The organism is Sphingomonas sp. LT1P40 (assembly GCF_036663835.1).
Taxonomy (GTDB): Bacteria; Pseudomonadota; Alphaproteobacteria; order Sphingomonadales; family Sphingomonadaceae; genus Sphingomonas.
The window spans coordinates 416,456-433,983 of the sequence record NZ_JAXOJT010000001.1 but is presented as its reverse complement, the minus strand read 5'-3'; the positions used below and the strand labels follow the sequence as shown (position 1 = coordinate 433,983).

Genomic DNA, 17,528 nt, shown 5'->3' with positions numbered 1-17,528 from the left:
GGTCTTATCTCCGCATGAATTCGGGGGAAACGAGCATCAGCGCGACACCCTGTGCCGGGCTTTCGGCGCGCGCAATCGCCTGTTCGGTCCCGGCACTCAGCGCACCGGGAAACAGCACCGCCGCCCGCGCACGGGCGTCGATCGTCTCGCGGGTGCGCGCGGCAAAGCGCTCCGCTGCCTCGACCCGTCGCATCACCGCATCCGGCCCGGCCCAGCTTGCCGCGATATCGTCGTAACCGGCGGGCGATCCGGGCCGCCACACCGGCTGGCCCAATTGCGTCATCAGCCCGACCACCGCCGCCGCCGGAATCTCCTGCGTGCCGAGCGCGCGCATCGCCGACACCGACCATTCCCACGGCGTCTTGAACTTCACCGGTTGCGCGACCCACGCCTCGGGTGCCTCGATCAGCGCACGATAGATGGTGGGCAAGTCGCCACCCGATTTCAGGAAGGCCGCCTCCAGCCGAGCGACCAGCGCTGGCGGCGGTTCGTCGCCCGCGAAATGGCGCGCCAGCTTGGTGGCGATATGTTTTGCGGTGGCGGGATGCACCGCCAGATCGTCGAGCACGGCGGCGGCCTGTGCCTGCCCGGTCTGGCCATAGCCCTTGCTCATGATTGTGCGGCTGCCGGGTTCGTGGATACGCGGTGCGAACACGAACGCACCTGGTTCCCCCTCGGTCCCAGCGATCCGCGCGCCCATGCCACGCCCCAACCCGGCGACGCTCCATCCGGTCATCGCGCGGGCGAATTCGGTGACGTCTGCCTGCGTATAACCCGTGCGCGCGCCCAGCGTGTGCAGCTCCAGAATCTCGCGCGCGAGATTCTCGTTCAGGCCCACCCGCTGCGGCCCCTGCCGCCGTGCCGCCGCCTGACCCAGCGGGCTGTTCGGCCCCACCGATTGCGCCTGATCCAGATACAGCAGCATCGCCGGGTGCCGCTCGACCGCGTGGAGCATGTCGCGGAACTTGCCCAGCACATGCGGGCGGATCGCGTCGAACTCGAACGCGCCGGTCAGGCCGACCATCGTGATCTTGTCCGCCGACACTGCAAAATGGTTCGACCAGAAATGCACCAGCCGCTCGACGAACGGCGTGTCGGTCAGCACCGCCGCCTGCGCACGCGCACCCACGGCGGCGGCATAGAAATCGCGGCCCTGTTGCCGAGCGAACTGGCGCGCACGGCGGACGGGGTCATCCTCTGCCTCGCTCTCCGCCATCATCGCGCCGCCAGTCGCATCAGCGGGCGCACGCATCGCCTCCGGCGCAACCATGGCCGCCGCACGCTGGCGACGCGGACCGCCATTTTCGCGGCGCATCATCCGCACCTCGGCCAGATAATCGGCAAGCTGTGCGGCAATTACAGGGGTTTTCGGCAGCGCTGCGATCGATACAGGCCGCACATCGAACCGTCCAAGCTGATCGAGCAGCGCGCGTCGCGGATTGCCGTCCGGCTCCTGCCCCGGCCTGGCACCCAGTCCGAAGCGGTTGAGGGCAATGCTGGCTTCGATCGTCATACCCACCTCGTTGGATCATCTGTGCGCACGCTAGACCCGCTTTGTCGCAAATCTGTGCCAGCCGGACGGTTCATCGACGAAACGCCACGCTTTAACGAGTGTGCGGCGCGCAATCGCACATGCATCCTTCGCGTTTGGCGTGTGCTGCGTCGCAGCATAGGATCGGGGCAGAAGAAGGAGGGAGGGGATCGGTTCTAGTCCAAAGGAGACAGATCATGATCAAGACCTTCCTCACCGCCGCCGTCCTGCTCAGCCTGCCCGTCGCCGCCTATGCTGGTGAGCGCAGCTTCAAGCGCGACGGTGTGACCTATGTTTATACCAGCAAGCAGGTCGGCGAGAACACCGTCATCAGCGGCAAGACGCTGCCCAGCGGCTCTTCCTACACCCTCACCGTGCGCGGCAAGAAGGTGACCGGCCATGTCGGGGGCACCCCGGTTGCGTTCAGCATCTCGAAGCCGCTGGTGCCGACGATCCAAACCGCCAGCGCCGACTAAAAACCGTCGGGCAAATCGATCGGGCCGACCGCTTCGCAATACCGTGAGATCGCGTAGCGGTCGGTCATGCCCGCAATGAAATCGGCGATATGGCGGCTGCGCCATGGCTCGTCGGGGGGCAGGCAATCGCCCCACCCCTCCGGCATCAGCGCCGGATCGGTCGAATAGGCCGCGAACAATCCCGCGACGATCCCGTGCGCCGCATCTGCTGCCTCCATCTGGCGCGGATGGTGATAGAGATTGGCGTACATGAAGCGTTTGAGCGCCCGCTCCTCCTCGCGCATCGCGTCAGAAAAGCCGGCCAGCGCCCGACCCGCAGCTCGCACATCGTCCACGTGCTCCACCCCCGCCCCGGCCACGCGCCGTTGCGTCTCGCCCAGCAGGTCGTTGACCATCACCCCGATTTGCGCACGCACCAGTTCGCGCATCAGCCGCTTTGGCTCGGCGCCGGGCCAACGCGAGCGGACCACATCCCATCCGCGCGCGACCAGCGGTACTTCGAGCAATTGCTCCAGCGTCAACAACCCCGCGCGCAGCCCGTCATCGATGTCGTGATTGTCATAGGCGATGTCGTCGGCAATCGCCGCGATCTGCGCCTCCAATGATGCATGACTTTTCAGCTCCAGCGGAAACGCCGCATCCGCCGCCGCCAGCGCCCAGCCCGGATCGGCGACGGGGCCATTATGCTTGGCCAGTCCCTCCAGCGTCTCCCAGCTCAGGTTCAGCCCATCCCAGCCGGGATAGGGGCAGTCGATCACCGTCAGCGCGCGAAGCGTATTGCCGTTATGATCGAACCCGCCCTGGCCGCTCAATGCCGCCTTCAGCGCATCCTCGCCGGCATGCCCGAACGGCGGATGGCCGATATCGTGCGCCAGGCAGAGAGCCTCGGTCAGATCCTCGTTCAACCCCAGCGTGCGCGCCACCGTGCGACCGATCTGCGCGACCTCCAGACTGTGAGTCAGGCGGACGCGGAAATGGTCGCCGTCGGGGGCCATGAACACCTGAGTCTTGTGGCGCAGCCGACGGAAACTGATCGAATGGACGATGCGGTCGCGGTCGCGCTGAAACGCATCGCGCGGGCCGCGTGCGGTAGTGGCGGCCTCGTCGTGGAGGCGGCCACGGCTGTGTGCCGGGTCGCTGGCGTAGGGGGCAGAGAGGGAGCGAATCGGCATCCGCGAGCGCATAGGATATTTTGGCGCTAATAGCCCCTCCCCTTCAGGGGAGGGGTTGGGGTGGGGCCTATCCGCACAGGCTCCGGTCTCGGCGAGATTGAGACGCCCCACCCCCAACCCCTCCCCTGAAGGGGAGGGGCTTGAGAGACGCTATTTCACCCCAAGTTTCTCGATCTTCTGTCCGGCTTCGCTGCTCCACGAAAACCCCGTCAGCCCCTTCTTGCGGATCGAATTGACGAACGCCTGCGCCTCGCCCGGCGTCTTGAACGGTCCGACCAGCAGGCGGTTGGTGAAGCGCAGTGGCGTCGTCCACGCCTGTCTGCCGCGGAACTCGACCGGCGCTTCCTTGACCAGCCGTGCCCATTCTTTCGGCAAAGCCCCGACATTCGCGCCGCCCGCAACCTGTGCCCAGTGGCGCGGCGGATCGGCCTTCAGCTTCGCGGCGGCCACCCTGGCTTCGGCGGCGGCCTTGACCTTTTCGGCCTTCGCTTCGGCGGCTTTCAACTGCGCGGCTTTTGCCTTTGCCGCGACGGCGGGATCGGGTTTCGGCTTTTCGACCACTGGCTTTGGCGGCGGTGCCCTGACGATTTCGACCGGCGCCGGTGGTGGCGTGGGGGCCTGTGCCACCTGCACCGGCTCCGGCGCGGGCGTTTCACGCCCCGGCATCGGTTCGACGCCCAGTTCGGACGCGGGAATCGTGATCCCGGCAATGATCCGCGCGATCACATTGTCCTCACCGCCAACGCGCGGCGACGCTGGCGTGGCGGGCTGTGGCGCGGGCGGCTGCGCTTCCGCAATCTGTATCGGCGGACTGGCGGGCGTATCGAAACCGGGCGTCGGGACGCTGGCACGGGCCACCGGTTCGGCAACCGGGACAGGTTGCGGCTGTGGGGTCGGCGGCACTTGTGCGTCGGCGACACGCTGTGCGTCTGCCACGCGTTGCGCTTCGGCAAGGCGCTGGGCGTCGGCAAGGCGTTGCGCCTCCGCCACCCGCTGCGCTTCGGCATTGCGCGCGGCAAGTTCCGTCGCCGCCCGCTCGCGCGCCTGCAAATCGGCGACCCGCCGTGCCTCGGTATCGCGCGCCACCTGTGCCAGCCGGTCGGTTTCGCGCTGCTGCGCTGCCATCCGATCGCGTTCCTGTTGCAGCTTCAGGTCGGCCAGCCGCTGCGTTTCGCGCGTCTCAGCCGCCCTGGCATCGGCCACGCGTTGTGCCTCTGCCTGACGCGCGGCGAGTTGATCGCGCTGACGATCCTCGCGCTCGCGCCGCCGCGCGGCCGCGCGGCGTCCGCCTTCGTCGCGCTGCGTGGTCTGACGATTTCCGCGCGCATCGGGCGTCGCGGGTAGCTGCACCGACGCGACTGCCACGGGCTCCGCCGCAATGCGGGGCAAGGGCGGCGCGGTTTGCGCATCGGCGATGCGCGCCGTCGTCCGGCGCAACTCGCCGAAATGCACCGCAAATGCCTTGTCCGCCGCGTTCAGCGTCGGCAGGCGACGGAAGAAGGGCGACAGCGCCGTCCCAAATCCGCCCATCATGCTCGCCGCGATCTTGTCCGCCCCCGCCGCGTCGCCGTTCATCGCCAGGATGAAGGCGCGCGCGCGCCAAGCCGCGCGGTCGGTCCGCCGCAACAGCGGGTCGAGCGCGGTCATCGCCTCAGGCGTCCGTCCGCTAATCCCCAGCGACAGCGCATAGCGGCGGATCGTCTCGTCATCGGGCCCCAGCCCATTTTGGCCTCGCATCGCAATGCGGTGATCGCGCAACGCATGCGGCTGCGCGCCGATCAAATCATAGGCAAGGCCCCGATCGGAGGCATAGGTGTCCATCGACAACCCCCGCCGCTCGGCCTCGTTGAAAAGCCGCAGCGCCTCACCCGGCCGTTCCATCCGCACCATCACCATCGCCTGTCCGGCGAACAATCGCGGGTTGCCCGGATCGAGCGATTGCGCGCGCGCGAAGAAACTCGCCGCCGCCGACGGATCATTCAAACGCGCGCTATATTCCCCGGCGGCGAGCAGCGATCGCACATTGCGAGGATCGCGCGCGAGCACGCGCATCTCGTCGGCCAGCCGGTCGGCGTTGGGGGTCGGTGGTGGCGCGACTTCCTGCGCGGCGACGGGCGTGGCGATTGCCAAAGCCAGTCCGATCAGCGCGGCGCGAGGGTGACGGTTCCGATTCATGCTCGCTTGTCGCTACACCCGTTCCTGCCTGAACGGACACTGTCGCTTTGGGTCCCGGTCGGCAAAATGAGGCGCACAGGCGACAGACGGACGAACGCCCCGCAAATCATGCGGGGCGCGCCGGATTACTGGTTATTCTGACGGTTGAGGAAGCGCGGGATGTCCGGCGACTCCTTGTCGTCCTCGTCCTTCGCACCGCCGCGTGCCGCCGCCATCCGCTCGAACAGCGTGCCGCCGGTCTTGGGCTTGGGCGCTTCGGCGGCCGGTGTCGGCTCCTCGTCGCCACCGGTCAGCCAGCGGCGACGAATCGTCGGCTCGGCGGGCAAGTCGTCGGCAGGTGCCTCGGGTGCGGCCTCGGGCACGATCTCGTCCGATCCCAGAACGAGTTCGTCGTCACCCGCGTCCGCAACCGGTGCCGCATCCGAAACCGGCGCTTCCAGCGTCAGTTCGTCGTCGCTGGCGTCCACAACAGCTGGCGTTGCCGAGAAACCGGGTTCTGCGGTCGCCTCGGGCACAGCTGCCGCCTCCGGCTCGGGCGCGGCTACCGGTGCAGGCTCGCCGCCCATCGGCGCGAGCGGACGGCGCACGGTGCCGAACGAGAAGCTGCGGGTGGTGTCAGCGGTCACGGCGGGGGCCGCCTGACGCGCCGGATCGGCCTCTATGCCGGTGGCGACGACCGACACGCGAATCTTGCCTTCCAGCTCGGGATTGAACGCCGATCCCCAGATGATGTTGGCATCGTCATCGACCAGCTCGCGGATATGGTTCGCGGCTTCATCGACTTCGAGCAGGCGCATGTCCTCGCCACCGGTGATCGACACGATCACGCCCTTGGCCCCGTTCAGCGACACGCCGTCGAGCAGCGGGTTGGCAATCGCCTGTTGCGCCGCCTCGATCGCGCGGCTGTCGCCCGACGCTTCGCCGGTGCCCATCATCGCCTTGCCCATCTCGCTCATCACCGAACGCACGTCGGCGAAATCGAGGTTGATGAGGCCGGGCATGACCATCAGATCGGTGATGCCGCGAACGCCCTGTTGCAGGACCTCGTCCGCCATCTGGAACGCTTCCTTGAAGGTCGTGTTCGCGTTGGCGACCAGGAAGAGGTTCTGGTTGGGGATGACGATCAGCGTATCGACGTACTTCTGAAGTTCTTCGATGCCGGCTTCGGCCGCCTGTGCGCGCTTCTTGCCTTCGAACGCGAACGGCTTGGTCACCACGCCCACGGTCAGGATGCCCATGTCGCGCGCCGCCTTGGCGATGACCGGGGCCGCACCGGTGCCGGTGCCGCCGCCCATGCCGGCCGCGATGAACACCATGTGCGCGCCGTTGAGCGCTTCCTGCACATGATCGATCGTCTCTTCCGCCGCCGCACGCCCGATTTCGGGCCGTGAGCCTGCGCCCAGACCCTGTGTGATCTTCGCGCCCAGCTGGATGCGCTGCCCCGCGGTCGAGGTTTTCAGCGCCTGTGCGTCGGTGTTGGCGACCAGGAATTCCACGCCCTGTACCTCGGCGCGGATCATGTTGGCGATCGCGTTGCCGCCCGCACCGCCGACACCGATCACGGTGATCCGGGGGGTCAGCTCGTCAAGGTCGGGCGGAAGGAAGTCGATGCTCATCTTTAACGTGTCTCCTCAAGCGCCGCACCCCACGAGCGACCCCTGCTTAATCTTGCGTTTTGCACCATGCGCAGGGGCGGTTCCAGCGATATCATCCGCCCCCGTCATTATTCTTCAATAATTCGCACGAAACGCCGCGACCATGCGCTGAAACATCGCCTTTGGATTCGCACGCGTAACCAGTTGATGCGACGATTGCAGCGCGCGCAGGTCTACCGGATCGGCGGCGGCAAAGGTCGCCAGCCCCGCCAGCGTCGCAAATGCCGGCCCGCTATGCGCTTCCGGCAGCGCCGTTAGCCCGCGCGGACGGCCGATCCGCACCGAACGGCCCAACGCCTGTTGCGCATAATCGGCAATGCCCTTCAGCTCCGCCCCGCCGCCGGTCAGCACGATCTGTCGCCCGACCGGGTCCTCGAAATTGAACTTGGTCAGTTCCTTGCCGATATCGACCATCAGCCGATCGAGCCGCTGGCGGATGACCGCGATCAATTGCGCGCGGGTAATGCGCCCGCTCTCCGCATCTTCGTCCGCCGCGATCGGCGCGACGTCGATCATCTCGTGATTGTCGCGCGGCGTCATGTTGGCGCTGCCGTAAAAGCATTTCATCCGCTCGGCCTGCCCGCGCCGCGTGCCGAATGCGCTGGCGATATCGTCGGTGATATCGGCCGATCCGCACGCGATCGACGCGAGGCCGGTGAGCACGCCATCCTTGTACACCGACACGTTGGTCACGCCCGCCCCGATCTCGACCAGCGCCACGCCCAGCTCGCGCTCTTCCTCGGACAGGCACGCCAGCCCCGTCGCAACCGGCGCGGCAATGATCGACTTGACCTCCAGATGCGCCGAACGGACGCACAGATCGAGGTTACGCACCGGCGCACCCTCGGTCGAGACGACGTGAATATCGACGCCCAGCCGCTCGGCGTGCAGACCCTTGGGTTGCTTCACGCCCGCCAGCCCGTCCAGCGTATAGCGGGTGGGATGCGCATGCAGCACCATGCGTCCGCCCGGATTGATCGAATCCCGCCCCGCGCGCAGCAGATCGTCCACGTCCGACTGCTCAACGCGATGCCCGCCCAGATCGACTTCAAGCCGAAGGATGTCGGAGATCAGCCCACCGGCGGAGAAGCTGACCCACACATCCTCGATATTCGTGCCGGCGATCCGCTCGGCCTGCTCGACCGCCTCGCGCACCGCGACCTCGGTCGCGCGCATGTCGGCGATATAGCCGCGCTGTACGCCCCGGCTTTCGCGCTGCCCGGTGCCGAGCACCATCAGTTCGCCGCCATCGCCCTTTTGCGCGATCAGTGCGGACACTTTCGACGATCCGATGTCGAGTGCGGTAATCAGTCCCTCAGGTGCTGTCTTGGCCATGATAATCCCCTACTCGCCCACACTCGCCGTTACGATTTCTTTGCGAACCACCTGCCCCGGCATCCGCACCACCAGCCGCGTCGGATCGCGCATGTCGAAGCGCATGTATCCGCGCCCCAACAGTCGGTCGGCCCCGTCCAGTTCGGCGAATTTGGTCAGCGCCTTGGCCGCCTCCACCTCACCCTCTGGCAGTGCCAGCCGCTCGCCAGTGTTGAAGCTCAAATCCCAGCGGCGGTTGCCGATCCATGTCGCCGCCTTGACCAGCGGCTTCAGCGCGGGTGCGGCGTTCAGCAATTGCTGATAGGCCGGCTGCTGCGCATAGGCACCGTCGCCGATCACCAGCGGCAGATCGGGCATCGCCTCCGCCGACACCGGCTCCAGCAGCACCCCTTCATTGTCGATCAGCATCAGCTGACCCTGATGCTGCCACACCGCCGCCGCCTTGCGTTCGACGATGTGGATTTGCAGCGTATCGGGCAGGCGGCGCGAGACGCGCGCGTCGGCAACCCAGCCGATCGTCATCAGCCGCCCGCGCACTTCGTCCAGATCGACCAGCGGCATCGCGCGCGATTTCTGGTCGAGCGCGTAGTTATAGACGGTCATCTTTTCGGCACGCTTGATGCCGGACACTTCGACTTGCTCGACCCGGAACCCGGCGCGACCGACACCCTCCGCCACCGCCGTGCCGATCATGCCGGGCACACCGAACAGCGTCGCAACACCTAGCGCGGACGCCGCCGCGATGCCGGTGATGCCCCAGACGACTACGCGATGCAGCGCCGCATCGCTCAGCGGAATCGCGGCGATGGCGAGGTCGAGCACGCCCGGCTGTTTCTTCTTCGGCTGTGTCCGGCGTTTCGGCTTTACCGTCGGACGTTTGGCGGGGCTGGGCTTGCGGCTCATGTCCCCGCCTCGCTCAACGCTTCGTCGACAATGGCCTGAACCAGTTGCGGATAGCTCATGCCCAGATGCTTCGCCTGTTCGGGGACAAGGCTTAGCGCGGTCATCCCCGGCTGGGTATTCACCTCCAGCAGGAACAGCCCGCTGATTCCCAATTCGTCGTCCCAGCGAAAATCGGAGCGCGACGCGCCCTTGCACCCCAGCAACCGATGCGCGTCGAGCGCCATACGCTTGCACGCCTCGGCGATCTCGTCCGGGATTTCGGCGGGGCAGATATGTTCGGTCAGCCCATCGGTATATTTGGCGTCGAAGTCGTAGAAGCCGCTCTTCGGCTTCAACTCGGTCACGCCCAGCGCCTTGTCGCCCAGCACCGCCGTGGTCAGTTCGCGCCCGCGAATGAAGGGTTCGGCGAGCAATTCGTCGAATTCCTGCCACGGACCCTTGGCGTCGGGCGCGATCGGATTGCCGTAGTTGCCCTCCGTCGTGACAATGGCGACACCGACCGACGACCCTTCGTTGACCGGCTTCAACACATAGGGGCGCGGCAGCGGATCGGCCTGGTACAGGTCCGCCGTCTTGACGATATGCCCGCCCGGCATCGGAATACCGTGCGGCACCAAAGCCTGTTTGGTCAGCATTTTGTCGATCGCAATCACCGACGTGACCATGCCCGAATGCGTGTATTTCAGGCCCATCAGGTCGAGCATGCCCTGCACGGTGCCGTCCTCGCCCGGCGTTCCGTGCAGCGCGTTGAACACGACGTCGGGCTTGGCGGCGGCGAGCTTCGCCGCAACGTCCCGGTCCATGTCGATGCGGGTCACGCGATGGCCCAGCGATTCCAGCGCCTCGGCCACGCCTTCGCCCGACATCAGCGACACGGGACGTTCGGCCGACCAGCCGCCCATGAGGACGGCAATGTGGAGCTTTTCGGTCACTTCGCCACACCCACAGTTTTCTGATTGGCGTCGTCGGCGAACACGCCGACACGCTGAATTTCCCATTCCAGTTCGACGCCGGAATGCGCCTTCACCCGCGCCCGCACATCCTCACCCAATCCCTCGATATCCGCGCTCGTCGCATCACCGGTGTTCAGCAGGAAGTTGGTGTGCTTCTCGCTCACCTGCGCCCCGCCGCGCTTCAGCCCGCGACAGCCCGCCGCATCGACCAGCGCCCATGCCTTTTCACCCGGCGGGTTCTTGAAGGTCGAACCGCCAGTCTTGCTGCGCAGCGGCTGCGATTCCTCACGAGCGGCACCGATGCGGTCCATTTCGGCCTGGATTGCCAGCTTCTCACCCCGCCGCCCGCGAAACCGCGCGGCCACGACGATCGCACCCTCGGGCAATTCGGAATGGCGATAGCTATATTCGAGGTCATAGACCGGCAGCGTCACCAGCTCGCCCGATCGCAGCACCACATCGCAATCGACGAGGATGTCCTTCACTTCGCTGCCATAGGCGCCGCCGTTCATGCGCACGAACCCGCCGACCGTGCCCGGGATCGAGCGCAAGAACTCAAGGCCCGCGACACCCGCATCGCGCGCGGTCGAGCAGACGAGGATACCCGAAGCCCCACCGCCGCAATCCAACGTGACGGGATCTTCGCCATCCTGCGTCACCGTGGCGAACGCCTTGCCCAGCCGCACCACGACACCCGCTACGCCGCCGTCGCGCACGATCAGATTGGAACCAAGCCCCAGCGCCATTACCGGCACCGCCGGATCAAGATCGGCGAGAAACGCCGTCAGATCCTCGACATCGGCCGGCTCGAACAGCCATTCTGCCGTCCCGCCGCTTTTGAACCACACCAGTGGCGCAAGCCGCGCGTCGGGAGTCAGTCGCCCGCGAACCTTGGGGAGAAGCGCAACGCTCATCACACGCCCCACATCTTCGACCATTGCTTCCACAAGGTCAGGTTGGCCTCGGCCACCTTCTGTCCCGCATCCTGCAATTCGGCGACTTGCTTGCCCGCGTCGAGCATCGTCTGCGCGGCATTCATCTGCGCCTTTTGTGCGCGCAGGATTTCGCGCTGCATGTCGGTGGCGAGGGTGAACCAGTCGCTCATGCCACCACGCCCTCGTGCTGTGCGGCGACCGCATCGGCCAGCCCCGCCGCCCATTTGGTGATATCGCCCGCGCCCAGACACACGATCTGGTCGCCCGGCTGCACGATCCGCGCGACTTCCGCCGCCAGAGCATCGGCATCGGCGATTGTCGCCGCCGAGCGATGCCCGCGCTCGCCGGTCCGTGCCACCAGCGCCTCGGCATCGACGCCCTCGACCGGCGCTTCGCCTGCGGCATAGACCGGGGTCACATAGACCATGTCGGCATCGTTAAATGCCTGTGCGAAGTCATCCATTAGGTTGCCAAGGCGCGAGTAGCGATGCGGCTGAACCACCGCGATCACCCGCCCCTCAGCACTCTCACGCGCCGCCGCCAGCACCGCGCGAATTTCGACCGGGTGATGCCCGTAATCGTCGATCACGATGGCTGGCTTGACATCGTCAAAGGCGATCTCGCCAACCTTGGTGAAACGCCGCTTCACCCCGCCGAACTTGCCGAAACCCTGCTGGATCGTCGCATCGGATATGCCCAGTTCCAGCGCCACCCCGATTGCGGCCAGCGCGTTCTGCACATTGTGACGGCCCGCCATCGGCAGATCGACCTGCTCGATCGATCGCGTGCTGCCGTCGCGGTTGCGAATGACGACCTCGAACCGGTTGCCGCCGGGGTAGGGCTGGACGTTGACGCCGCGCACGTCCGCCGACGCCGCAAAGCCATAGGTCACGATCCGTCGGTCGCGCACACGCGGGATGATCGCCTGAACCTCGGGATGATCGAGGCACAGCAGCGCCGCACCATAAAACGGCACATTCTCGACGAACTCGACATAGGCGTCCTTCGCCCGCTCGAACGATCCGTAATGATCCAGATGCTCGGGATCGATATTGGTGACCACCGCGATCGTGCCGTCGAGCCGCAGGAAGCTGCCGTCGCTCTCATCCGCTTCGACCACCATCCACTCGCTGTCGCCCAGCCGTGCGTTGGAGCCGTACTGGTTGATGATGCCGCCATTGATGACGGTCGGGTCGATCCCGCCCGCATCCAGCAGCGCCGCGATCATGCTGGTCGTCGTCGTCTTGCCATGCGTGCCCGCCACCGCGACGGTCGATTTAAGGCGCATCAGTTCGGCCAGCATCTCCGCCCGCCGCACCACCGGGATACGCCGGGCATAGGCACCCTGAACTTCCGGGTTGTCACGCTTGATCGCGGTCGATGTCACCACCACCGCCGCGTCACCCAGATTGTCGGCGCTCTGGCCAATGGTAATCGCGATCCCGCGTTTGCGCAGTCCCTCGACGACATAGCCCTCGGCCACGTCGCTGCCCTGCACCTTATAGCCCAGATTGTGCATCACCTCGGCGATGCCCGACATGCCGATCCCGCCGATGCCGACGAAATGGATGGTGCCGATATCGGTTGCGACGCCCTTCACGCGTAAGCTTCCCCGCGCTGAATCGTCACCGGTTCCGCCCGACCCATGCCCGCCGAAGCCCAGTCGGCATCGATCGATTCGACCAGATCGGCCAAGTCACGCACCGCATCCGGCCGCCCGACGCTGCGCGCGCACGCCGCGGCATTGGCCAGCGCCGCCGGATCGAGGCCCAGCTTCTGGATCTGCTTCGCCAGTTCCTGCGCCGTGAATGCCCGCTGCGAAATCGTCCGCGCGCCGCCCGCTTCGCTGATCTCGCGCGCGTTTGCGGTCTGGTGATCGTCGGTCGCCGATGGCAGCGGCACCAGAATCGCCGGACGCCCCGCCGCCGTCAGCTCGGCGATCGTCGAAGCGCCAGCCCGCGCGATCACGATATGCGCCCAGGCCAGCCGCTCCGGCAGGTCGGGCAGATAGGTGGCGATCTCCGCCGGAATGCCATGCTCGGCATATTTGCGGCGAACCTCGTCGATGTCCTCCAGCCGCGCCTGATGCGTCACCTGTAACCGGCGGCGGAAATGCACGGGCAGCAATGCCAACCCGTCGGGGACGACCTCGCTCAGCACGGTTGCGCCCTGGCTCCCCCCGGTAACGAGGACGCGGAAAATCCCTTCTTCCTCCAGCGGCGGATAGGGTTTCAGCCGCAGGTCCAGCACCGCCTCGCGTACCGGATTGCCCACCAGATGTGTCTTGCTCTCATATTTCGGCTTCAGCCGCTCGACATTTTCATAGCTCGTCGCGATCGCATCGACCTTGCCCGCGACCAGCCGGTTGACGCGACCCAGCACGGCATTCTGCTCATGGATGATCGTCGGCACCTTCGCCGAAAATGCCGCCATCAGCGCGGGCATCGACGCATAGCCCCCGAACGCCACCACCGCCGCCGGCTGAAACTCGCGGTACAGCGCCCGCGCCGCACGCCGCCCGCGCAACATCAGCCCGGTCGCCTTCATCCACGCCCACGGCCCACCCGAAAAACGCGACGCCGGCACCACCCGCGTCTCGATCCCGTCGAACAGGTCGGGGAAGCGCACGCCGCGCTCGTCGCTGACCAAAGCCACGCGGTGCCCGCGCCGCGTCAGCTCGGCCGCCAGGGCTGCCGCCGGAACCATGTGCCCGCCGGTGCCGCCCGCCGCCACGACATAGTGCTTGCCCGCCATCAACCGCTTCCTCGAACCGTATAGGGTGAGCGCTTCAGATACGGGTTCCGCCGCGTGAAGGCGAGCAATAGTCCCATCCCGATCGACAGCGCGATCATCGACGATCCGCCATAGGAAATGAACGGCAAGGTCATCCCCTTGGAGGGCGCGAGCCCGGTATTCACCGCCATGTTGATCAGCGCCTGAATCCCGAATTGGGCCGCGAGGCCAGCGGCGGCGAGCAGGCGGAAATTATCCTCCTCGTCGAGCAATTTGATGAGCACGCGAATGATGATCGCCAGATAGAGCAATGCGATGGCGATGCACGCGATCAGCCCGAACTCTTCCCCCACGACCGAAAAGATATAGTCGGTATGCGCCTCGGGCAGCTTGAACTTGACCTCGCCGCCGCCCGGCCCGGTGCCGGTCGCGCCGCCCGCGGTCAGCACGGCATGCGCCATGTCGGTCTGATAATGCTCTGCCGCCGCCTTTTCGGGATCGGGAAACAGGAAGCTGTCGATGCGCGTGCGCGCCGTGTCGTAAAAGACATAGGCCGCGATCACGCCGGCAATCGCGCCGCCGCCCAGCACGCCGATCGCGCGCGTGGAGATGCCCGCCAGCATCAGCAGCACGACCCACACCAGCCCGAACACCATCGTCTGTCCGAAATCCGGCTGCTTCATCAGCAACGCGGCGACCAGCGCGGTCAACACGCCGGTCAGCGGGATCACCGGCAGGTCGGCATCCTTCGCCCGCATCGACAGCAGCCAGGCGGTGGTGATGATGAAAAACGGTTTCAGAAATTCCGACGGCTGGAACGACGCGATGCCGAAGCCGATCCAGCGCCGCGCACCGTTGACCTCCGCGCCAAAGAAACCCGCAATCGCCACCAGCACGATGCACACGATTGTCCCGACGATCGCCGCGCGCCGCGCGAAATTGACCGGCAGCATCGACACCACCAGCAGCACCGGTACCGACACGCCGATCCACATCGCCTGTCGCCAGAAATAATGCATCGCCGCGAACTGCTTGTCGGCGTCGGAATAGCGCACCGCCGAAGCCGGTGACGCCGCCGCCACCGCGACCAGCCCGATGCCGATCAGCAGCAAGGCGAGCAGCAGCAAAACCCGGTCGATCTCCCAGAACCACAGGCCGACCGCCGACTTGCTGCCGCGGCTCAGCTTGTCCTCGAACCGGTCGCGCAGACCCTTTTTCTGCTGCACCACCGGGAGATTACGCCTGATATCCGTCATCCCAACGCCCCCACCGCAGCGCGAAACTGGTCGCCGCGATCCTCATAGTCCCGAAACTGGTCGAACGAGGCGCAGGCGGGTGACAGCAGCACCGTTTCCCCCGCCTTGGCCTGTGCCGCCGCCGATTGCACCGCCACGGCCAGCGTCCCGCTCTGTTCGACCGGAAACTGGTCCTTCAGCAAATCCGCGAACATCGCCGCCGATTCCCCGATCGTATAGGCGCGCGCGACATGCCCGAAGCCGGGACGGCACGCCTCCAGATCCTCGGTCTTGGCCTTGCCCCCGACGATCCAGTGGATGCGGTCATAGGCCGCCAGCGCGGGCGCGGTGGATTCGGGGTTGGTTGCCTTGCTGTCGTTGACAAAGACTACGCCGTTTCGCGTTGCCACCCGCTCCATCCGGTGCGGCAGGCCGGGAAAGCTCGCCAGCCCCGCATCGATGCTCGCCTGATCGACGCCCAAAGCCTCGCACGCGGCGATGGCGGCGAGCGCATTCTGCGCATTGTGTGGGCCTTGCAACGCGGGCCAGCGCGACTGGTCCATGCAGAAACCCGGCGCGATCTTGGTCAGGTCTTCGCTACGGCCAACGACCGCCACTGCTTTGGCAACAGCGGCCGACGCTTCATCGCCGATGCCGATGATCGCCGCATGCCCTTTTGTCTGCATCTCAAACAGCCGGGCCTTCGATGCCATGTAGCCTTTGAACCCCAGATCATAGCGGTCGAGATGGTCGGGCGTGATGTTGAGCAGGATCGCGACATCGCAATCCAGGCTGTGCGTCAGGTCGATCTGATAGCTCGACAGTTCGAGCACGTAGACGCCGCCTGATGGCAAAGGGTCTTGGTCGAGGATCGGCAGACCGATGTTGCCGCCGAGCCGCGCGGGGATGCCGGCGGTTTCAAGGATATGGTGGATCAGCGCGGTCGTGGTCGACTTGCCGTTGGTGCCGGTGATGCCGACGACCTCGTGTGGCGGCAATTCGGCGCGCGCCTGTGCGAAGAGTTCGATGTCGCCGATGATGGGCACGTTCGCCGCCCGCGCCTTCTCGGATACGATATGGCGGTTCAACGGAACGCCCGGCGACACGATCACCGCATCGAAGCGGCTCAGATCGATCGGAAAGCTGATCCAGTCCTTGGTCTGGAAACCGAGATGCTCGACGCCATTACGACGATCAGCCTTCACCTGCTCCCAAGCGCTTTGCTGCGCCGCATGGTTGTCGTCCCACCCAATCACATCTGCCCCACTCGCCACCAGCGCGCGCACGCTCGCCGCGCCCGAGCGCGCCAACCCCAGCACCGCAAAGCGTTTGCCGCGCCAGGCTGCGCTCGTAATCACCGCAGCTTCAACGTAGCCAGCCCGGCCAGCGCCAGCACGAACGCGATGATCCAGAACCGGATCACGACCGTCGGCTCGCTCCAGCCCAATTGCTCGAAATGATGATGGATCGGAGCCATCTTGAACACGCGCCTGCCGGTGCGCTTGTACCAGAACACCTGAATGATGACGCTCAGCGCCTCGACCACGAACAGCCCGCCGATGATGCCCAGCACCAGCTCGTGGTGCGACGTCACCGCGATCGCGCCCAGGGCGCCGCCCAAAGCCAGCGACCCGGTATCGCCCATAAACACGGCGGCGGGCGGCGCGTTGAACCACAGGAACGCAAGGCCCGCGCCGACGATCGCCCCACAGAAGATCGCCAGATCGCCCGCTCCCGCCACATGCGGAATGCCCAGATAGGTCGAGTAGATCTTGTTGCCGACGACATAGACGATCAGCATGAACGCCATGCTGGCGATAATCACCGGCATCGTCGCCAGCCCGTCCAGCCCGTCGGTCAGATTGACCGCATTGCCGAACGCCACGATCGTGAAGGCGGCGAATACGATGTAGAAATAGCCCAGATCGACGCTGAACTGGCTAAAGAACGGCACGTACAGCACGGTCCCGTTCTGTAGCGTGATGACCCATGCCGCGACGCCCGCGATCAAAAATTCGCCGAGCAACCGCACCTTGCCCGAAACGCCCGCCGTGCTGGACTTCTGCACCTTGTCGTAATCGTCGAGAAACCCGATCATCCCGAAACCCAGCGTCACGAAGGTGCAGGCCCAGACATAGGGATTGCTCAAATCCATCCACAGCAACACCGACAGGCACAGGCTAGTGAGGATCATCAGCCCGCCCATCGTCGGGGTGCCGCGCTTCGCCAGATGTGTCTGCGGCCCGTCGGCGCGGATCGGTTGCCCCTTGCCCTGTCGCACGCGCAGCCAGCCGATGAAGCGCGGCCCGATGATGAGACCGATCACCAGCGCCGTCGCGACCGCCGCACCGGTGCGGAACGACAGATAGCGGATCAGGTTGAGCAGCCCCGGAAAGCCCAGCCATTCGGCGAGTTCGTACAGCAC

15 protein-coding genes are annotated in these 17,528 nt (G+C 66.0%); 1 reads left to right on the top strand and 14 read right to left on the bottom strand.

Annotated elements, in window-relative coordinates; translation table 11 throughout:
* Positions 1–4 precede the first annotated feature (4 nt).
* A complete protein-coding gene (locus U1702_RS02110) occupies positions 5–1,513 on the bottom strand; it encodes a DUF1800 domain-containing protein (protein WP_332721635.1) in 1,509 nt (502 codons plus the stop codon).
* 215 nt (positions 1,514–1,728) lie between these two features.
* Between U1702_RS02110 and U1702_RS02105 the strand changes: the two genes are divergently transcribed.
* Positions 1,729–2,007, top strand: coding sequence for a hypothetical protein (locus U1702_RS02105; RefSeq protein WP_332721634.1), 279 nt, complete (start codon positions 1,729–1,731; stop codon positions 2,005–2,007).
* On the opposite strand, the gene U1702_RS02100 is transcribed toward U1702_RS02105, so the two are convergent.
* From U1702_RS02100 to mraY, 13 genes are all read right to left on the bottom strand, one after another.
* Positions 2,004–3,179 carry a deoxyguanosinetriphosphate triphosphohydrolase gene (locus U1702_RS02100; protein ID WP_332721632.1) on the bottom strand — a complete coding sequence of 392 codons (1,176 nt, stop codon included), beginning with the start codon at positions 3,177–3,179 and terminating at the stop codon, positions 2,004–2,006. The two genes, U1702_RS02105 and U1702_RS02100, sit on opposite strands and share 4 nt — an antisense overlap.
* 150 nt (positions 3,180–3,329) lie before the next feature.
* Entirely contained in the window at positions 3,330–5,354 is a 2,025-nt protein-coding gene (locus U1702_RS02095; RefSeq protein WP_332721630.1) for an SPOR domain-containing protein, read from the bottom strand.
* 125 nt (positions 5,355–5,479) lie between these two features.
* Positions 5,480–6,970, bottom strand: coding sequence for a cell division protein FtsZ (ftsZ, locus tag U1702_RS02090; protein ID WP_332721628.1), 1,491 nt, complete (start codon positions 6,968–6,970; stop codon positions 5,480–5,482).
* 114 nt (positions 6,971–7,084) lie between these two features.
* Positions 7,085–8,344, bottom strand: a complete 1,260-nt coding sequence (gene ftsA, locus U1702_RS02085) for a cell division protein FtsA (RefSeq protein WP_332721626.1) — start codon at positions 8,342–8,344, stop codon at positions 7,085–7,087.
* Between the two features lie 9 nt (positions 8,345–8,353).
* Positions 8,354–9,247 carry a cell division protein FtsQ/DivIB gene (locus tag U1702_RS02080; protein ID WP_332721623.1) on the bottom strand — a complete coding sequence of 298 codons (894 nt, stop codon included), beginning with the start codon at positions 9,245–9,247 and terminating at the stop codon, positions 8,354–8,356.
* Positions 9,244–10,179 carry a D-alanine--D-alanine ligase gene (locus U1702_RS02075; RefSeq protein WP_332721622.1) on the bottom strand — a complete coding sequence of 312 codons (936 nt, stop codon included), beginning with the start codon at positions 10,177–10,179 and terminating at the stop codon, positions 9,244–9,246. The genes U1702_RS02080 and U1702_RS02075 overlap by 4 nt, the downstream gene beginning before the upstream one ends.
* Positions 10,176–11,114: a UDP-N-acetylmuramate dehydrogenase gene (gene murB / locus U1702_RS02070; protein WP_332721620.1), complete on the bottom strand. Its 939-nt coding sequence runs from the start codon at positions 11,112–11,114 to the stop codon at positions 10,176–10,178. The genes U1702_RS02075 and murB overlap by 4 nt, the downstream gene beginning before the upstream one ends.
* Positions 11,114–11,305 carry a hypothetical protein gene (locus U1702_RS02065; RefSeq protein WP_332721618.1) on the bottom strand — a complete coding sequence of 64 codons (192 nt, stop codon included), beginning with the start codon at positions 11,303–11,305 and terminating at the stop codon, positions 11,114–11,116. Before U1702_RS02065 ends, murB begins: the two co-directional genes overlap by 1 nt.
* A complete protein-coding gene (murC, locus tag U1702_RS02060; protein ID WP_332721616.1) occupies positions 11,302–12,735 on the bottom strand; it encodes a UDP-N-acetylmuramate--L-alanine ligase in 1,434 nt (477 codons plus the stop codon). Before murC ends, U1702_RS02065 begins: the two co-directional genes overlap by 4 nt.
* The gene (gene murG, locus U1702_RS02055) at positions 12,732–13,889 is read right to left on the bottom strand and encodes an undecaprenyldiphospho-muramoylpentapeptide beta-N-acetylglucosaminyltransferase (RefSeq protein ID WP_332721615.1); all 1,158 of its coding nucleotides are present in this window, start codon (positions 13,887–13,889) and stop codon (positions 12,732–12,734) included. Before murG ends, murC begins: the two co-directional genes overlap by 4 nt.
* The gene (locus U1702_RS02050) at positions 13,889–15,124 is read right to left on the bottom strand and encodes a peptidoglycan glycosyltransferase FtsW (protein WP_332721614.1); all 1,236 of its coding nucleotides are present in this window, start codon (positions 15,122–15,124) and stop codon (positions 13,889–13,891) included. Before U1702_RS02050 ends, murG begins: the two co-directional genes overlap by 1 nt.
* Entirely contained in the window at positions 15,121–16,461 is a 1,341-nt protein-coding gene (murD, locus tag U1702_RS02045) for a UDP-N-acetylmuramoyl-L-alanine--D-glutamate ligase (protein WP_332721612.1), read from the bottom strand. Before murD ends, U1702_RS02050 begins: the two co-directional genes overlap by 4 nt.
* Positions 16,458–17,528, bottom strand: a complete 1,071-nt coding sequence (mraY, locus tag U1702_RS02040; RefSeq protein WP_332721610.1) for a phospho-N-acetylmuramoyl-pentapeptide-transferase — start codon at positions 17,526–17,528, stop codon at positions 16,458–16,460. Before mraY ends, murD begins: the two co-directional genes overlap by 4 nt.